Origin of the sequence: Bacillus sp. FSL K6-4563 (assembly GCF_038630405.1) — a bacterium.
GTDB classification, from domain to species: Bacteria; Bacillota; Bacilli; order Bacillales; family Bacillaceae; genus Bacillus; species Bacillus pumilus.
In genome coordinates this window covers 3,467,763-3,486,372 of the sequence record NZ_CP152030.1, presented here as the reverse complement: position 1 = coordinate 3,486,372, position 18,610 = coordinate 3,467,763, and the positions used below count along the sequence as shown (strand labels likewise).

18 protein-coding genes and 1 riboswitch are annotated in these 18,610 nt (G+C 43.0%); of the genes, 17 read left to right on the top strand and 1 reads right to left on the bottom strand.

Annotated features, from left to right (window positions below; translation table 11 throughout):
* Window positions 1-14: 14 nt before the first annotated feature.
* The 13 genes from sigY (at window position 15) to MHH54_RS17730 (ending at window position 11,309) form a co-directional block, all read left to right on the top strand.
* Window positions 15-548, top strand: coding sequence for an RNA polymerase sigma factor SigY (gene sigY / locus MHH54_RS17790; RefSeq protein ID WP_226804431.1), 534 nt, complete (start codon window positions 15-17; stop codon window positions 546-548).
* The gene (locus MHH54_RS17785) at window positions 545-856 is read left to right on the top strand and encodes a YxlC family protein (RefSeq protein WP_003215253.1); all 312 of its coding nucleotides are present in this window, start codon (window positions 545-547) and stop codon (window positions 854-856) included. Before sigY ends, MHH54_RS17785 begins: the two co-directional genes overlap by 4 nt.
* Window positions 853-1,065 carry a hypothetical protein gene (locus MHH54_RS17780; protein ID WP_003214995.1) on the top strand — a complete coding sequence of 71 codons (213 nt, stop codon included), beginning with the start codon at window positions 853-855 and terminating at the stop codon, window positions 1,063-1,065. The genes MHH54_RS17785 and MHH54_RS17780 overlap by 4 nt, the downstream gene beginning before the upstream one ends.
* 312 nt (window positions 1,066-1,377) lie before the next feature.
* A complete protein-coding gene (gene gdhA / locus MHH54_RS17775) occupies window positions 1,378-2,748 on the top strand; it encodes an NADP-specific glutamate dehydrogenase (protein WP_003214886.1) in 1,371 nt (456 codons plus the stop codon).
* Between the two features lie 83 nt (window positions 2,749-2,831).
* Entirely contained in the window at window positions 2,832-2,945 is a 114-nt protein-coding gene (locus tag MHH54_RS17770) for a hypothetical protein (RefSeq protein WP_003214702.1), read from the top strand.
* A gap of 126 nt (window positions 2,946-3,071) precedes the next feature.
* Window positions 3,072-4,454: a copper amine oxidase gene (locus MHH54_RS17765; RefSeq protein ID WP_339160728.1), complete on the top strand. Its 1,383-nt coding sequence runs from the start codon at window positions 3,072-3,074 to the stop codon at window positions 4,452-4,454.
* Window positions 4,455-4,526: 72 nt separating this feature from the next.
* Window positions 4,527-5,141: a sortase gene (locus MHH54_RS17760; RefSeq protein ID WP_342500494.1), complete on the top strand. Its 615-nt coding sequence runs from the start codon at window positions 4,527-4,529 to the stop codon at window positions 5,139-5,141.
* A 236-nt stretch (window positions 5,142-5,377) separates the two neighbouring features.
* On the top strand, window positions 5,378-7,321 hold the full coding sequence (locus MHH54_RS17755) for a BglG family transcription antiterminator (RefSeq protein WP_137054198.1): 1,944 nt from the start codon (window positions 5,378-5,380) through the stop codon (window positions 7,319-7,321).
* Between the two features lie 122 nt (window positions 7,322-7,443).
* Complete coding sequence (locus tag MHH54_RS17750; RefSeq protein WP_003214824.1) at window positions 7,444-7,749, top strand: PTS sugar transporter subunit IIB; 306 nt, start codon at window positions 7,444-7,446, stop codon at window positions 7,747-7,749.
* A gap of 14 nt (window positions 7,750-7,763) precedes the next feature.
* Window positions 7,764-9,113 (top strand): PTS cellobiose transporter subunit IIC, encoded by a 1,350-nt coding sequence (gene celB / locus MHH54_RS17745; RefSeq protein ID WP_003214998.1) that lies wholly within the window; start codon window positions 7,764-7,766, stop codon window positions 9,111-9,113.
* Window positions 9,114-9,139: 26 nt separating this feature from the next.
* The gene (locus MHH54_RS17740) at window positions 9,140-9,466 is read left to right on the top strand and encodes a PTS lactose/cellobiose transporter subunit IIA (RefSeq protein ID WP_003215078.1); all 327 of its coding nucleotides are present in this window, start codon (window positions 9,140-9,142) and stop codon (window positions 9,464-9,466) included.
* Entirely contained in the window at window positions 9,463-10,791 is a 1,329-nt protein-coding gene (locus tag MHH54_RS17735; RefSeq protein WP_106032057.1) for a 6-phospho-beta-glucosidase, read from the top strand. The genes MHH54_RS17740 and MHH54_RS17735 overlap by 4 nt, the downstream gene beginning before the upstream one ends.
* Window positions 10,792-10,910: 119 nt before the next feature.
* Window positions 10,911-11,309, top strand: coding sequence for a hypothetical protein (locus MHH54_RS17730; RefSeq protein WP_342500493.1), 399 nt, complete (start codon window positions 10,911-10,913; stop codon window positions 11,307-11,309).
* Window positions 11,310-11,622: 313 nt separating this feature from the next.
* Here MHH54_RS17730 and MHH54_RS17725 read toward each other — a convergent pair whose 3' ends face one another.
* Entirely contained in the window at window positions 11,623-12,714 is a 1,092-nt protein-coding gene (locus tag MHH54_RS17725; protein WP_003215056.1) for a branched-chain amino acid aminotransferase, read from the bottom strand.
* Window positions 12,715-13,082: 368 nt separating this feature from the next.
* On the opposite strand from MHH54_RS17725, the gene MHH54_RS17720 reads away from it, so the two are divergent.
* The 4 genes from MHH54_RS17720 to MHH54_RS17705 all read left to right on the top strand — a co-directional run bounded on the left by MHH54_RS17720 (window position 13,083) and on the right by MHH54_RS17705 (window position 18,599).
* Window positions 13,083-14,510, top strand: a complete 1,428-nt coding sequence (locus tag MHH54_RS17720) for a right-handed parallel beta-helix repeat-containing protein (protein ID WP_342500492.1) — start codon at window positions 13,083-13,085, stop codon at window positions 14,508-14,510.
* Window positions 14,511-14,626: 116 nt separating this feature from the next.
* Window positions 14,627-14,736, top strand: a riboswitch (SAM riboswitch).
* 168 nt (window positions 14,737-14,904) lie between these two features.
* Window positions 14,905-16,023, top strand: a complete 1,119-nt coding sequence (locus tag MHH54_RS17715; protein WP_003215324.1) for a sugar ABC transporter substrate-binding protein — start codon at window positions 14,905-14,907, stop codon at window positions 16,021-16,023.
* Between the two features lie 69 nt (window positions 16,024-16,092).
* Window positions 16,093-17,589 carry a sugar ABC transporter ATP-binding protein gene (locus MHH54_RS17710; protein WP_003214731.1) on the top strand — a complete coding sequence of 499 codons (1,497 nt, stop codon included), beginning with the start codon at window positions 16,093-16,095 and terminating at the stop codon, window positions 17,587-17,589.
* Entirely contained in the window at window positions 17,586-18,599 is a 1,014-nt protein-coding gene (locus tag MHH54_RS17705) for an ABC transporter permease (protein ID WP_003214920.1), read from the top strand. Before MHH54_RS17710 ends, MHH54_RS17705 begins: the two co-directional genes overlap by 4 nt.
* The last annotated feature ends 11 nt before the right edge of the window (window positions 18,600-18,610 follow it).

Sequence of the window (18,610 nt, the reverse complement as noted above, 5' to 3'; positions counted from 1 at the left end):
AAGGAGGGGTGTGTTTGGAGCAGACAGAAGAGACATTATTGATTCAGCAGGCAAAGCAGGGGGATGATGCTGCATTTACAGCTCTTTATCGCCATCATTATTCCTTTCTTTACCGTTATATAATGAAGCTCACCCTTCAACAAGAGCTTGCAGAAGAAATCATGCAAGAAACGATGCTGAAAGCGTACATGAAACTCTCTTCTTTTAGAGGAGATTCCTTATTTTCAACATGGCTCATATCCATTGCATCTAGACAATTTTTGGATCACCAGAAGAAAAGAAAACGTGAACAATTGAGGGAAGGAAAGGCGAATCAAGAGACGATACGCCGTTTTAAATGGGAGATTCAGCAAAAGGGACATACATGGCATGAGATGTGGGATGCTCTTAACGAATTGAAGGCTCAGGAGAGAGCGCCGATTATTTTGCACTATTATTATGGCTTTACTTACCCAGAGATTGCTTCAATGCTCGGGATGAGAGAAGGCACTGTGAAGTCGAGGGTTCATCATGGATTAAAGAAAATTCGAAAGGAGTGGTCTCAATGAAGGAAGATCAGTTCACCGAACGTTTAAAGGAAGAGTTACAGCAACTAGATGATCAAATCGAAGTGAAAGAGCCAAGTGAACAGGCTGTCATGATGATGCTGAAGCAGGCGAAGGAACAAGAGAAAAGGCGTTTTAAACAAGAAGTACTGGCGTACGTTCTCATCAGTCTGACCATTCTCACACTATTTGTCGCTGCCATCACCCATTTGCCTATCATCTTCATTCTTCTTCAAGTAGTGAGTGTGCCGCTCTGCGTTGTTGTCGGCATCAAGGAATATCAACATAGTAAAGGAGGGTCTTCCTTATGAGTCAGTCGGAGATGATCATCTTATTGTGCGCATTGCCGTTACTATTTGCGCAGGGCCTTCTTTTATTTATGGATGCCAAAAAAAGAGGACGTTATAAGTGGTTTTGGGGCATTGTCGGTTTAATTAACTTCCCATCGTCTTCTATTTTATATTGGCTTTGTGTCGTGTACCCTGATCGAAAAAAAGAGAAGGAGATCCGAAAAGATTGAGCAGAGGCCTATAAAACTTTAGGCCTTTTTTCTTGTTGAAGATCAACTAGAAATCATTCATGGTTCATCTAATTGTCAAAGAGTGCGGGATATATAACGTCTAAATCATGATTTCTAGCTCAATAGTCATTCTGTAAGGGATACTTTCTAAAAACGATTGCGGCGGCTGCTTGATCCATCTCAAATCGGCATCATTTTCATCTGTTATCAGTATTGATCAGTTTTTACAAATGGTGTTAAATTAATCTCAATATGCGTTAGAAAATCTAACAGGATAAATGTGTGAAGATATACAAAGGAGGCAGATGAGACATGTTGACCTTAGATCGAGCAGCACAAACAGCACAAAGCTACATCGACCGTGTGTTAGAAGAGGTGGAAAAACGAAATCCTGGTGAGGAGGAATTTCAGCAAGCCGTAAGAGAAATTCTCGAATCACTCGTTCCCGTTTTTGCAAAGCATCCAGAGTATGAAAAACAAGGCATTTTAGAACGACTCATCGAGCCTGAACGGCTTGTGGTATTTCGCGTACCATGGGTAGATGATGAGGGGAAAGTACAAGTTAATCGGGGATTTAGGGTTCAATTCAACAGTGCCATCGGTCCTTATAAAGGAGGCATTCGTTTCCACCCATCTGTCAATGCAAGCATTATTAAGTTTTTAGGATTTGAACAAATCTTTAAAAACGCACTGACTGGTATGCCGATCGGTGGAGGAAAAGGTGGATCAGATTTTGATCCTAAAGGGAAATCGGATGGAGAAATCATGCGTTTCGTTCAAAGCTTTATGAGTGAGCTCAGCCGATATATTGGACCTGATCAAGATGTGCCAGCAGGTGATATTGGCGTAGGGGCACGCGAAATTGGTTATATGTTTGGGCAGTACAAGAAAATGCGTGGTGCTTATGAAGCAGGTGTGCTCACAGGGAAAAGCCCTGGATTTGGAGGCAGCTTAGCGAGAAAAGAAGCGACAGGCTATGGATTGGTGTACTTTATGGAAGAAATGTTAAAAGCACATGGACTTCAATTTGAAGGACGTTCAGTTGTCGTGTCCGGCTCAGGGAATGTGTCTATTTATGCGATGGAAAAGGTCATAGAGCTAGGTGGTAAGGTCGTTGCGTGCAGTGATTCAAGCGGAGCGATTTATGATCCACAAGGCATTTCACTTGAAACAGTGAAGCAGCTGAAGGAAGTAAGCAATCAACGGATTGGGGCATACATAGACATTCACCCGCATGCTGAATTAATTGAAGATTGCGAACAAATTTGGTCTGTTCCTTGTGACATTGCGCTTCCATGTGCAACGCAAAATGAAATATCTGAGATGCAGGCACAGCAACTCGTGGAAAATGGTGTCATTGCGGTAGGAGAAGGAGCGAATATGCCTTCTACTCTAAAGGCAGTCAAAGTTTTTGAACAGAATGATATTCTATTCGCGCCGGCAAAAGCGGCGAATGCAGGCGGGGTAGGTGTCTCAGCGCTGGAAATGGCGCAAAATAGTGCAAGAATGTCTTGGACATTTGAGGAAGTAGATGATCAGCTGAAACAAATGATGCAGACGATTTATCGTCAGTGTACAGAGACAGCAGACGAATATGGACACTCTGGAAACTTAATAGTAGGAGCAAATATTGCAGGATTTCGCAAAGTGGCAGATGCGATGATCGCACAAGGCGTGATTTAACTCCTGCTCTCCCGCACCTGTTTATTTCATGACAAGATGGGGAATCTTCCTTGTAAGAATGACAATAAGGAGGCGCGGGAGAAATGAAAAAATGGCTGAAACAAATTTTTAAATGGGCACCTGTGATTTATCCAGTGGTGAGAAAAATATATAAAGAGCGGAAAGCATCTAAACGTCGTAACGTATCAGCCGGATAATCCGGCTTTTTTTTATGCAAGCATGACCGAATTGTGCGCTAAACAAAAAAGATGATAGATTTGAATGATCCATTTCATGCTTCTTTCCGTTAAGTACATAACAAACGGAAAGAGGAGGAAAAACAGATGAACATGAAAAAAGCGATTTTAACCATTCCGCTTAGCGCAGCATTACTATTTCCGGCAGCCCATAGCGCAAGTGCACACGAAGGACATATGCATGGAGAGGCAAAGAAGACATCTTCGTCACAAGAGGTGTCAAACAAAGCAACCGATCTTCGAGCAGCACTAGACCAGTTATTTTCGGAGCATGCCTACTTAGCAGTCATCACAATGCAAAAGGGAATTGACGGCAGCAAAGATTTTAAACAAGCAGCGGCAGCGCTAAATGACAACACAAATGACTTATCGGAAGCCATCGCTTCTGTGTACGGAAAAAAAGCAGGGAAACAATTCAAAGACATTTGGTCAAGCCATATCGGCTACTTTGTGGATTATGTACAAGCAACCGCAAAGAAAGATGAAGCAGGTAAAAAGAAAGCAGTCAAGCAGCTTGACCAATATCGTATGAAACAAGCCGACATGCTCGATCAAGCAACAGACGGCAGGTTGAAAGCAAGTGAGCTTGAAGAAGGCTTGAAGATGCATGTGAACGAACTATTAAAAGCGTTTGACAGCTACACAGAAAAGGATTTTGATACGACCTATGAGACTGTTAGAAAATCCATTCATCATATGTTTGAAGTAGGCAAAGGCGTATCGTGGGCGATCACAGATCAATTTCCTGGGAAATTTGATCATAAATCTGTCGATACACCAGCCGCAGATCTTCGTGAAGATTTAAACTACTTGTTCTCAGAGCATTTGGCACTTGCGGTCGTTGCCATGCAAAAAGGAAATGATGGCAGCAAGGACTTTGATCAAGCAGCAGCAGCTTTGAACGAGAATACAAATGATTTATCTAATGCGATTGCATCTGTTTATGGTAAGGATGCAGGCAAACAATTCAAATCCATTTGGTCAAGCCATATTGGTTACTTAGTTGATTATGTCAAAGCGGATGCATCAGGAGACAAAGAAGCGAAAGAAAAAGCTGTGAAAAACTTGGATGCATATCGGATGAAGCAAGCGAAATTTCTAGATCAAGCGACAGATGGCCGTTTAAAGGCGGCGGATTTAGAAGCTGGCTTAAAAATGCATATTGATGAGCTGATCAAAACATATACGTCTTACCATAATGGCGAATATGATCAGCTTTATCCAACAGTGAGAGAAGCATACGGTCATATGTTCATGGTCGGTCAAGATGTCGCAGCAGCGATTGTTGATCAGCATCCTGAACTGTTCAAATCTAACATGCCTAACGAAATGCCGAAAACAGGTATGGGAGGCACAGCCGGTCCTTTAGGTATGTCATATGAAGCATTTGCGGGATTAATCGCAAGCTTGATCCTAGCTGGCGGTGCAATGGGTGCGTTCTTCCTAATTCGTCGTAAGACATCAAATTAAGCTCATATCAAAACAAAAGGGGGGAGCGTGCACAATCGTGCCGTTCCTTTCTTTAAAAGGAGGCAGACTGACTTGAAAAGGTGGCTGTTTGGTCTTCTGATGCTTCTTGTCATCACGGGCTGTGCATCAAAATCGATGGATGATTCGTCATCCGCTAAAACAACCTCATCTCCTGAAAAAATGACAACAAACCAAGCCGCAAAACAGTCTCATTCAAAAGCCATGTTAAAAGACGAACCGTCCGGTATTGTCCCGGCTGAAATTGCGATTCCGGCGATTGATGTCAAAGCAAAAATAGAGAAAACCACTTTATCAAAGGATGGCAGTATGGGGGTTCCAAAAAATACGGACAACACAGCTTGGTTTAAGGATGGTCCAAAGCCAGGAGATAAAGGAAAAGCCGTTATGAATGGTCATGTTGATAATAAGTGGGGACCTTCTGTTTTTTATCGATTGAAGGAACTGAAAAAGGGAAACAAGGTAATCGTGACATCCATATCAGGTAAAAAGCGAACCTTTGAAGTCGTCAAAGTGCAAAGCTATCCGCGTGAAGAAAAACCAAATGCGTTTTTCGGGTATGCTTTTACACGGAATCTCAATTTAATCACGTGTACAGGGACATTTGATCATGCAGCAGGGACTCATGAAAAAAGATTGGTTGTCTTTACTCAGCTGATTTCTTCATAAAAAAGGCGATGATACGAAGGTGTATCGCCTTTTTTCATGGTTTCCCAACGGTCCTACCAAAAGATTCATAGGTCATTGGATAGGGTTTGTTGTATAAATAGGGGCGTTTGTCATATAAATGAGATGGCAATTTTTATTTCTTTTCAGTAGAATATGAGTAATGAAGAGAACTGCAAGCGTATACACCTTGTCCAGACAAGGCAGATTCTCCACCCTTACATAAGGAGGCCGATCTGATGCTGAGTAAAAGACTGGCGCACATCTTAAGTCAGCTCATGGCAGCGGAGACCCCGCTCACAAGCGCTGCGCTTTCTGTCAGTTTACAAGTAACAAGCCGCACCATTCGTACAGACATCAAGGAACTGAACGACTGTCTTGCTCCTTATCAAGCGGCTGTAACAGCTGTTCGAGGAGCTGGTTATGAGCTGTTGATCAACGATGAGAATGCCTTTCGCCGTTTTATGAAAGAGGAGGTCGAACAGGAAGAGCCGCTGGCTGTTCTGCCAGAGGAGCGCGTTCGGTTTATTTTAAAAAAGCTGCTTCTCGCAGAGTCTTATGTGAAATTGGAAGACTTACAGCAGCTGCTGTTTATTAGTAAATCGACGATGAGTAACGATATGAAATGGGTCAAACGCAAGCTTGAGCCCTTTGATCTGAAGCTGGAAGCGAAGCCGAATAAAGGCTGCCGGATCAAAGGATCGGAGATGAAAATTCGTTATTGTATGTCAGAATATTTATTCAGTGAACGCCGATCCTGCCAAACGATGCTGAACACGGCAGTCACCATTTTGCCAAAACATGAACTGGAATTGATTCAGAAAACAATCATTGATTATATCAATGAAGAACGAATGAATCTATCAGACATTTGCATGAATAATTTAATCGTTCATGTCGCGATTGCCTGCAAACGAATTAGACACGGAAACTATGTATCTGTTTTGCCAGAGGAAATCAATGAGATTCCACGAGCAAAGGAATACGAGGTTGCTAAAAAAATGGTGGAATGCCTTGAAGGACTGCTGGACGTCTCTTTTCCACAAGAAGAGATCGTCTATATCGCCATTCATTTATTAGGAACAGCCAAAATGGTGCAGTCCTTTTCATCGAGCGCTCAAAAACAAATTGTGGATGATGACACGAGCCGTCTTGTCCAGCTGATGCTCCAAGCCGTTGATCAAAAGCTGCAGCTTGATTTAGCCGGTGATGCGGAATTAATGATTGGGCTGAGTCTGCACTTAAAGCCAGCCATGACCCGGTGTAAATATGGGATGAACTTAAGAAATCCAATGCTTGATGAAATAAAGGCGGGGTATCCACTTGCCTTTGAAGCAGGAATTATCGCCAGCAGGGTCCTTGAAGAAGAGGAGGGGCTGAGTATTCATGAGAATGAAATCGGATATATGGCGCTTCATTTTGGTGCGGCTTTAGAGCGGAGGAAAATGGAGATTCCGCCGAAGCGATGTCTCATCGTCTGTGCGTCTGGTGCAGGAAGTGCAAGACTGCTTCAAGATCGTCTGCGGTCACAATTTGGGTCGAAGCTGACCATTTTAGGAACAGCAGAGCTTTATTCGCTTCCGCATGTCTCTTTACATGCCATGGATTTGATTATTACAACGGTCCCGATTCAGATGGATTTACCGATTCCAGTCATACAAGTGAACACCATTTTGGGAGGCGGCGACTTTTTAAAAATTGAAGAAGCCCTGACGAGTGAAACAAGGGTGACATTGGCCTCTCAATATATGAAAAAGGAATTGGTCTTTACAAAACGCGCCTTTCAAACAAAGGAAGAGGTCATCACTTTTCTCACGAAAAAAGTCATCGATATGGGATTAGCACCAGCAGAACTTACACCTTCTGTGATGGAAAGAGAAGAGGCTGCACCGACATCCTTCGGGCATTATACAGCCATTCCGCACCCTATGACGCCGCTGACAGAAGAGACATTTTGGGCGATCTGTTCATTAGAAAAACCGATCATATGGGGAGAGAAAAAAGTTCAATTTGTTTGCTTGCTTTGTGTCGAAAAAGAGAATGCCAAAGATTTAAAAGGGATGTATCGTCTGCTGGGCGAGCTTGTGCACAATGTGAAATTCATTCAGCATCTCATCGCCTGTGATACATTTGAAGACATGCTCGATATCATGTATAAAAAGGCCCCTTCGTACAAGAGCTAACAATGTGATCTTAACTTTTTCCGCTTCCTAAAGGAAAAAGTATAGGTGTTTATGAAAGCGGTTTCATAATATGATGAATGTGTAAAGAAAAGCTACACACTTTCAAAAGGGGGCGTTTACACATGAACATCTTATTGGTTTGTGCAGCAGGTATGTCAACAAGCTTACTAGTCACAAAAATGGAGAAAAGCGCACAAGAACAAGGAAAAGACTATCGTATTTGGGCAGTATCTGGAGATTCAGCAAAAAATCATATTGATCAAGCCGATGTGCTTTTATTAGGACCACAGGTTCGATATTTATTACCACAAATGAAAAAGCTCGGAGAAGAAAAAGGGATTCCAGTCGACGTCATCAATACCGTGCATTACGGCGTATGTAATGGGGCTGAGGTTTTAAAATCTGCTGAACAGTTAGTGAACGGATAAAGGGGGCGGAAGGGATGAATGGATTCAACCGATTTCTAGAAGAGAAGGTCATGCCGTTTGCAGGGAAGATTGCCGCTCAAAGACATTTACAAGCATTGCGTGACGGAATTGTTTTAACCATGCCTCTCATTATTGTCGGTTCACTGTTTCTCATTTTAGCCAACCTTCCGATCCCAGGATACAGCGATTTTATGGCAAGTATCTTCGGAGCAGAATGGGCCACGAAACTATCCTATCCTGTTAATGCGACCTTTGACATTATGGCACTTGTTGCAACCTTCGGGATTGCCTACAGGCTTGCTGAAAAGTATGCAGTGGATGCCCTATCATCTGGTGCGATCGCTGTTGCAGCTTTCCTTTTGGCAACACCATATCAAGTTCCTTTCACACCTGAAGGCTCAACAGAAGCCATCTTAGTAGGTGGGGGAATTCCAGTTACATTGATGGGCAGTAAAGGGTTATTCGTTGCCATGATTATTGCCATGCTTTCAACTGAAATTTACCGATTCATTGTCCAGCGGAATATCGTCATTAGGATGCCTGATGGTGTACCGCCAGCAGTGAGTAAATCGTTTATCGCACTTATTCCAGGTTTTGTGGTCATCACGCTGATCTGGGTCGCTAGACTTTTGATTGAGATGACACCATTTGAGAGTATTCATAATATCATCACGGTCTTAATTGGCACACCGCTTTCCATTCTTGGTGGAAGCTTAGGTGGAAGTATTGTCGCCATTGGTGTACAAATGCTCCTCTGGGCATGTGGTATTCACGGAGCAACCATTGTCGGCGGCGTCATGGGCCCAATTTGGCTCGGTGCGATGGATGAGAACCGTCTCGCATTCCAAGCAGGAGAAGTGCTGCCAAATATCTTCACAGCGCAGTTCTTTGAAATCTTCATCAATGTCGGCGGTAGCGGTGCAACGCTTGCCTTGGTGCTGACGATGATCTTACGTGCCAGAAGTAAACAAATGAAACAGCTTGGCCGACTTGCCATTGGGCCAGCCATCTTTAACATCAACGAACCGATCATCTTTGGAATGCCGATTGTTATGAATCCAATGCTTCTGATTCCGTTTATCCTTACGCCTATCATGATGATCATCACGACATATATCGGAATGAGCACAGGGCTTGTCGCAAAACCGGCGGGGATTGCGGTCCCATGGACGATGCCGCCTATCATTTCAGGCTATCTCGCCACAGGAGGCAAAATCTCAGGTGCTGTCATGCAGCTGATTAACCTAGCGTTGTCATTCGCTTTATACTACCCATTCTTTAGAATGTGGGATAAGCAGAAATTAAAAGAAGAAAGTGAACTAGAAACAAATGCAACAACTGATGAAAATGTCGTCAGCATGTAATAGAGGAAACAAGGGGGATGCGGCCGATGGAAATGGAACAAATTGTGTTTCAACTCATCTTACACGGCGGGAATGGCAGAAGCTCTGCGATGGAGGCCATTACATGTGCAAAGCAAGGGAATTTTGATGAGGCGAAGCAAAAATTGCAGGAAGCACAAGACGCGTTAAATGAGGCGCATCACGCACAGACAGAGCTGATCCAAGGAGAAATTAGAGGAGAAAAGACCGATATTAGCCTCTTAATGATCCATGCACAGGATCATCTCATGAACGCAATGACCGTCAAGGAGCTTGCGGCGGAAATCATCGAGCTCCATGAAAAAATGAAGCAACTCGGAGGTGTCAATTCATGAAAGATAGAATCAAAATTGTCACAATAGGCGGAGGATCAAGCTATACGCCTGAGCTTGTCGAAGGATTTATCAAACGATATCATGAATTGCCTATAAAGGAATTATGGCTCGTGGATATTGAAGCGGGTCAGGAAAAGTTAAACATCGTGGGTGCTCTCGCGAAACGCATGGTCGAAAAAGCCGGTCTGCCGATTGAGGTACACCTGACGCTTGACCGCCGGGAAGCCCTGAAGGACGCAGATTTCGTGACAACACAATTTCGTGTAGGACTGCTGGAAGCACGGGCTAAGGATGAGAGAATCCCACTTAAATATGGCGTCATCGGTCAGGAAACGAACGGACCAGGCGGCTTATTTAAAGGCCTTCGAACCATCCCAGTCATTCTAGATATCGTGAAGGATATGGAAGAACTTTGTCCGGATGCATGGCTTGTGAACTTTACAAATCCGGCGGGCATGGTCACAGAAGCTGTGCTGCGCTACACAAATCTAAAAAAAGTAGTCGGTTTATGTAATGTCCCAATTGGGATGAAAATGGGGATTGCCAAGGCGCTTGATGTGGATGTTGAACGGGTCGAGGTACAGTTTGCCGGACTCAATCACATGGTCTATGGATTAGACGTGTATTTAGACGGGGTCAGCATTATGGATCAAGTACTCGATGAATTAGGAAATCCGAATAGTCAGTGGTCTATGAAGAACATTGAAGCGAAAAACTGGGAACCTTCTTTTGTAAAAGGCTTAGGAGTGATCCCATGTCCGTATCATCGCTATTACTATAAAACAAAAGATATGCTGGAAGAAGAGCAAAAAGCGGCCCAAGAAAAAGGAACAAGAGCAGAGGTTGTCCAGCAGGTCGAGCACGAATTATTTGAGCTCTATAAAGATCCTGATTTATCGATTAAACCACCGCAGCTCGAAAAAAGAGGCGGGGCGTACTACAGTGATGCGGCATGTAACTTAATCAGCTCCATCTATAATGATAAACATGACATCCAACCAGTCAATACAGTGAACAGAGGGGCGATTGCCAGCATTCCGGCTGAATCAGCGGTTGAAGTGAACTGTATCATTACGAAGGACGGACCAAAACCAATCGCGACGGGTGATCTGCCTGTAGCTGTGAGAGGGCTCGTTCAACAAATCAAATCATTCGAGCGTGTGGCAGCAGAAGCGGCAGTCACAGGAGATTACGAGACGGCTCTTGTAGCGATGACGATCAATCCGCTTGTCCCTTCTGACGAAATTGCAAAGCAAATTTTAGATGAAATGCTCGAAGCACATCGTGAATATTTACCGCAATTCTTCAAATCAGTCAAAGCGTAAAACAAAATGGCCCCTTTATGGGGTCGTTTTTTTATCATTGCCCCATATGGAAATTCAAGAAAGAAGTGTATGATAGTAAAAAACAACATGTATGGCTTCAAAGAAAGGACGGTTTGAGTATGGTTGCAATTGGTTTAATGCTTTACGGCTTTATCGTTCAACCTCTGTTGAGTTATGGCACAGTGGTCTTGTTTTTGTATGGCATCATCGCTTCTTTTATTGGTCTTATTCGTCATAGACAGTATGTATGGATTTATGTTCTTCGCCTACTCGTTTGTTTTACCATTCCAGCAACCAACCTGTTGATGTATTTCGCAACAATTGGTGGAGATGAAAGAGACTTTGATTTTCAGCCGATGCCGTTTGTTTATTATCTTGTCTTTATCATAGAAATCATCATCGTTTTTTTACCAGAGATTTTTTTACTGATCGAAAGAAAGCGGAGCATCAAAGGGAAACAGTGGATATATATAGGGGCGGTTGTGGGTGTATCGGTCTTGTTTTGGTGCACGATTTGATGGAAGGCTGACTGGACATCTAAGTCTATTTCGCCTTTTTGTTGCGTAACCTTTTTCGTCTAACCTTTACAAAAGTAATAGAAAGAACAAGGATAGAAATTCCGAGAAACTTAAATAGAAACCGGGTGTGGAACGGTGAATCGTCGAAACCTGTAGCGATGATGATCGATCCGATGCAAATACCAAAGAACGCTAGTAGATAAGTAAAAAACATACCATCACTCCTTAACGTGTTATTACCATTATAAGGTATATCAGAGGGGTAAATAAACAAAAAAAGAACCCTTCATGATTGAAAGGTTCTTTTACATGCTTAAGCTTGTTTGACGACCGAATCGACTTCTACTGTCCAGCCGAAGATATCTGGTTGTGTTCCTTTTTGAATACCCGTAATGGCTTCATACAATTTCTTCGATACTTCACCTGTTTGACCATCTTGAATCACATATGGCTGATCGTGATAAATTAATTCCCCGACAGGAGAGATGACGGCCGCTGTTCCAGTTCCAAAGATTTCTTCAAGCTCACCTGATTGATGTGCTTCAATTAACTCATCAATCGAAATTTTACGCTCTGTCACTGGAATTCCCCAGTGTTTTAATAGCTCAAGTACAGAGTTACGTGTGATGCCTTCTAAAATGCTGCCGTTCAATTCAGGCGTCACGATTTCTCCATTGATTTTAAAGAAAATATTCATACTCCCGACTTCTTCAATGTACTTTTTCTCAACTCCATCAAGCCAAAGAACTTGTGAAAAACCTTTCGTTTCAGCCACTTGCTGTGCCTTGAGGCTTGAGGCGTAGTTTCCAGCTGTTTTGGCATTTCCTGTTCCGCCTTTAACGGCACGGACAAATTCGTTTTCAACGGCAATTTTGACAGGATGGATGCCTTCTTTATAGTAAGACCCCACTGGAGATAGGATAATGAGCAGCTTATATGTGCTTGACGGCGCAACGCCTAAATACGGCTCAGTGGAAATAATGAATGGACGGATATACAAGGAAGTGCCTTCTGCATCAGGTACCCAATCCTTATCAATGCGAATGAGTTCATTTAAGCCCTCTAAAACCGTTTCCGTATCAATTTGCGGGATACACAGGCGGTCATTGGATCTGTTTAAGCGTTCCATATTCTTTTCCGGACGGAATAAGAGAATTTTCTGATCCTCAGAAACATAAGCCTTCAAGCCTTCAAAAACAGATTGCCCATAATGGTAGACCATCGAAGCTGGGTCCATTGGAATGGCCTGATAAGGGATAATTCTTGGATCATACCAGCCTTGATCAATGGAATAATCCATCACAAACATGTGATCTGTGAAGATTTTTCCGAATTCAAGTTGATCAGATTGAGGTTTTGGTTTTTTTGTTGAACTAAGTTCAACGCGGATGGGTTGTTTTGGCATCGTAAATCTCCTTGCTGTTTGATTATTTGAAAATTCTAATAATATGAAATAATTATGATTCTATTCTATACCTTCACAAAATATTAGCAATAGGTTTTCTGGAATTCAGACAAGAAAAATCTGTTAAAGCGCTTTCCTTCTCTCTGCCGTCAGTCTGCCTCATGTCACCCCTTTTTAATAAAGAAATAAAATCCAAATACATTATTAACTGATTAATCTGACAATTTAAAAGCGGATAAATTTCCTGTAAGATATTCTTTCAACCATACACCTTTTGACCAGTACATTGCAAGGGGCATTGTCATATTTTAATCCTCTTTTTTTTAACCGATAAAGAAAGAAGAGAAGTGAAAGGAGCAAACAACAAGATGAAACGAGCGATACCAGGCATTTTACTTATTTTATTCATGACCGTGATCAGCTTCGGCTGTCAAGCGATGACGGAGGAGGCTGGCGCCAAGCAGGGAACTGCCTATTACGTGGCGACAAACGGAAACGACAAAAACCAAGGAACGAAGCAAAAACCTTTTCGCACGCTGAAAAAAGCGGCAAGTATGGCGAAAGCCGGGGCAACCATTTACGTGAGAGGCGGCACATACAAAGAGAAATTGATTGTCCGCCATTCAGGGACAAAGAAAGCACCTGTTATCTTTCAAGCTTACGGAAAAGAAAAACCTGTTATTAGCGGGGCCTCACTCAAAGGAAATCAAGCAGATGGCGGTCTTGTCACGATCGATCAAAAAAGTTACATTACCTTAAAAGGTCTGACGGTGGGACATCTCAAGACGAATAAGGAAGATCTGACCCCAGTCGGTATTTTCATCAAAGGAAGCGGGAAAGGCGTCAAACTTCTCAACAACCGAGTGTATGACATTCAGACGACACACAAAAATGGGAATGCGCACGGTATTGCGGTCTATGGAACAAAAGCTCCTGCAGCCATTGAAGACATTGAAATCAAAGGAAACACTGTTGAAAAATTAAAGCTTGGCTTCAGTGAAGCGCTTGTGCTCAATGGGAACGTCAACAAGTTCCGTGTGACACATAACACGGTTCGCCACACTGATAATATAGGCATTGATTTAATCGGTTTTGAGAACGTAGCACCTTCTAAAAAGTACGATCAAGTCAGAAATGGTGTTGTATCAAGAAACAAAGTGTACGAAATCACGAGTGTAGGGAATCCTGCCTATGGTAAAGACATCTCCGCTGGTGGCATTTATGTGGATGGCGGGAAGGACATTGTGATTGATCATAACATTACACATCACAACGATCTTGGGATTGAAGTCACAAGTGAACATAAAGGAAAAATGGCAGATCGCATTCGCATCGAACACAATCAAGTGTATTTGAACCGTTATACAGGCATTTCAATTGGCGGCTATGATAAAAAGCGAGGCGGAACAACAAATACGACGATCTCAAATAATATTTTATACAAAAATGACACAGCCGGCTTAGAAGGCGGTCAATTGTTGATGCAATATCAAGCTGTGAACAATCGAATCACGAGCAATATCATGACAGCGAGTGCCTCGCATTACTTAGTCGTGAATCTTTATGGAGTAAATCAAAAGAATATCTTCCAGAAGAACGTATATGACGACCGCAAAGGTGCAAAAGCATCACAGTGGGTATGGCGCGGGAAATGGATGGAAGGCTACAAAACGTATCTCTCTAAAAGCGGTCAAGATAAAGGATCAGCACATCTCAATCCACAATTTATGAATGAGAAAAAATATGATTTTCGCCTGAAGAAGTCATCACCTGCTAAGAAAATCATCGGAAATTAAGCAAGTCTGAATCGCAAACTCATTGTTTTAAATTTTCAAAAAAATCATTGACATTGATGTGACATCACATTAAAGTAAAGAAGACATTTCAACGAAAACAAAATTTCATAACGGATCTCTTATCAAGAGAGGCAGAGGGACTGGCCCTATGACGCCCGGCAACCGTTTCTACTATAGAAATTGGTGCTAATTCCTGCAAAGCTGTTACAGCTTTGACAGATAAGAGAGGAAGAATCCCGATACATGTTTCATGCAACGGTGATCAAGCCTCTCTTTCCAAGAGAGGCTTTTTTTCGTCTCTTTTTCAAATGAAAGAACAGTTTACTGGCGTTTTCCCACATTTTTACCTAGTTTTCCGATGTGAAAAATAAAAACAACTTGAGGAGGAACAGCAATGAAGCGTAACTATTTTACATCTTGTCTTATATTATTAACGGTATTGACCGTCCTATTAACAGGCTGCGGCACTGGATCAAGTGCAGGCTCAAAGACAAATGCGAACGAAAAGGTCTCCTTTGACAATGTACCGAAGCGATTTGCAAAGGGACAGGGAGCAAAAATTAAAGTCATTCGTAAAATTGGAGGAGATGATCATACAGCGCAGTTTTTAGCTGGGACGAAGGCAGAAGGTGAAGCGCTTGGCTTTACGGTAGATGTCTACACCGCAAATGGAGATACAGCGAAGTTCCATGACGCGATCTCTCAGGCGCTGGAAGAAAATTATGATGGCTTTATCATCTCTCATGGGGACGACGAGGCGACCGTCGCTGACGTGAAAAAGATCACAGCGAAGGGTATTCCAGTCGTAGCGTTCGATTCAAATCCTAAGCTGAAGGACATCAAAGGGGTCACAGTGACGTCTCAAGATGACGAACAATTAGCGGAAAAATCACTAGACGCACTCGTGTCTGACTTTAAAGGAACAGCAAATATTGCGTACCTCTGGGTAGATGGATTCCCGCCAATGGTGAGACGGAACAAGGTCTATCAAGAAACGCTCAAACAACATGCAGGGATCAAGGAACTTGACCGCTTTGGTATTGCCTCCTCTGATACGTCTGTTCAAACACAAAATGCAGTGGCAGCGATGCTGAATAAATATCCAAAGGGCAAACTTGACGCTATTTTTGCTACGTGGGATGCCTTTGCCATTGGCGCAGCAAGAGCGCTAAAGGAAGCAGGAAGAACAGAAGTGAAGATTTATGGGATTGATGTGTCAAATGCGGATCTTCAAGAAATGACAGCAAAAGACAGTCCATGGAAGTACACAGCAGCGGTTGATCCGAAGCTCATTGGCGCAGTTGACGTGAGAATTCTTGCGAAGAAAATTGCGGGTGAGAAAACCCCGTCTTCCTATGACCTTGAGGCCTCTCTCATCTCACAAAAACAGCTTCAACAATCAGGAAAGGCCATCAATATGGTCAATCTTGCAGACGAAGTGAAGGGGTTCGGTTCATCTACTGCCTTTGAAGAAGATTGGATGAAGACCTTGAAGAAGCATTATTCAAAATAAACGCCGTGCACTCTCTTCTATAGAGGGTGTTTCGTTTTTCAGATGATGATCATGAGAAGGAGGACATCTATGACTTCGCCGTTAGTTTGTATGAAACATATTTCGATTGAATTCCCAGGAGTAAAAGCGTTAGATCAAGTGAATTTCACATTAAAAAAAGGGACAGTTCATGCACTGATTGGAGCGAATGGTGCTGGGAAGTCCACGTTAATGAAAGTTCTTTCTGGCGCTCATTCGCACTATGAAGGAAGCATCCAAATCAATGGTCAGGCGGCATCGATTCAAACCCCAAAGGATGCGGCCTCATATGGTGTGCAGACGGTTCATCAAGAAGTGGATACAGCTCTCGTTCCCTACTTAAGTGTTGGTGAGAATATGATGATGCATCAGATTGAGAAAAAAACATTTGTCGAATGGAAAGAGCTGCACCGTAAGGCAGCTCAACGATTAAAAGAACTGGACATCGACATCTCCACAAAACGCCTTGTAAGTGATCTGACCCTTGCGGAAAAACAGATGGTGCTCATCGCCAAAGCCGTTTCAATCAAATGTAGCATTTTAATTTTAGATGAACCAACAGCTCCGCTAAGTCATACAGAAACAAACAAATTATTTTCAATGATTGACCGGCTGAAACAGAATGGAACGGGCATTGTGTTTATCTCTCATCGCATGCCTGAAATTTTCACCATTTGTGATGAACTGACAGTGATGCGAAATGGAACCGATGTCGCAGCTCATCTTGTTCAAAATACAAATCCGCAGCAGATCATTGAAGAAATGCTAGGTGCGCCATTAGAGGAGCAATTCCCGCTCCGTACACCGTTGAAGGATGCACCTATTGCCCTTGAAGTGAAGCAGCTAAACGACCAGCATAAATTACGCAATATTCATCTTCATGTGAAAAAGGGTGAAATTCTCGGAATTGCGGGCCTTGTCGGTGCTGGAAAAACGGAATTGTGTAAAGCCCTTTTCGGCGCCTCAGAAAAAACGACAGGGACTGTGAAGCTTCATGGTCAAACCGTTCGCATCACATCGCCTCATCAAGCCGTGAGAGCTGGAATGGCCCTTGTGCCAGAAGAACGGAGAAAGGAAGGGATTCTGACAGAAGAGAGCGTGGGGTGGAACTTAACGGCCGCAAGTCTTCGTTCATTCTCAAGCGTGTTCAGCTTTTTACATCGTTCGAAGGAAAAGCGGAAAGCAAACGAAATCGTCAAACGACTAGGTGTCAAAACCCCATCTCTTGAAGCAAAGGTGAAGCATCTATCCGGTGGAAATCAACAGAAGATTGCTATCGGAAAATGGCTGCTGGCTGAAGCGGATGTCTATCTCTTTGATGAACCAACTAAAGGTGTTGACGTTGGAGCGAAAAAAGATATTTTCACGCTGATTGCAGAGCTTGCCGCCCGCGGGAAATCTGTGATTTATGCGTCAAGTGAGCTGTCGGAGATTGCAGGGATCGCAGACCGAGTCTATGTGCTGTATGATGGCAGCATTGCCCGGGAAATGACTGCCCCAACGACTGAGGAAGAGCTTTTATATCATTCAACAGGAGGACAATCATGAGTGAACAACAAATTCCAGCCCCTGTGCAGCAAACGAAAAAACAGCGGCCATCCTTTCATCTATTTGATTTCTTTTATCGATATGGCACGATCTTAACCATTGCTGTATTGATTGTGGTATTTGCGGCAGCGAATCCAGCGTTTTTGCAATCAGGGAATATTATCAATATTTTACGGTCTATCTCCATTGTGACCATTATTGCGGTGGGCCTTACCATCTCCTTGGCAGTCAACGGCTTTGATTTATCGGTCGGATCAGTCGCAACGTTATCGAATGCAATTGTGATTTCTATGTTTGTGTGGTTTTCGCAAAACCCGCTGATTGCGATCCTCTCTGCGCTAGCGGCTGCCCTTATTGTTGGTTTACTCAATGCCTTGATGATTGTCAAAATGAAAATTCCAGATATGCTCATGACATTAGCCATGATGTTTATTATTCAAGGGCTGGCTCAGACGTATACGAAAGGGGCGACCATTTCTGAAAACATGGTGCTGCCTGATGGTACATTCTCAACGGGTACAATCCCTGCCTTTTTCAGCAAAATCGGACAGGTGCCATATATCATTCTCTTAATGGCAGTGATTGTGCTATTTGCACATGTTTTCATGACCTACACAAAGCACGGACGATATATGTACATCATTGGAGGGAATAAGGAAGCAGCTCGATTGTCCGGTATTCATGTGAATAAATATAAAATCGCGGCATATCTGCTTTCGGCTTTATTTGCAGCAATCGGCGGTATTGTGCTGGCATCAAGGGTAATGACAGCGGAAATAAATGCGGGCACACCATATTTAATGGATGGCGTAGCGGCAGCTTTTATCGGTTTTTCCGTCATGGGAGCAGGAAAACCAAATGCATTTGGTACTTTTATTGGGGCTGTGCTCATCGGTATTTTGCAAAATGGACTTGTGATGATGTCTGTCCCTTATTATGCGATGGATATTGTGAAAGGCTCTGTACTCGCCCTTGCGCTGGCGTTGACATATTATAAACAGCGAGGCTGACGACGTATTTT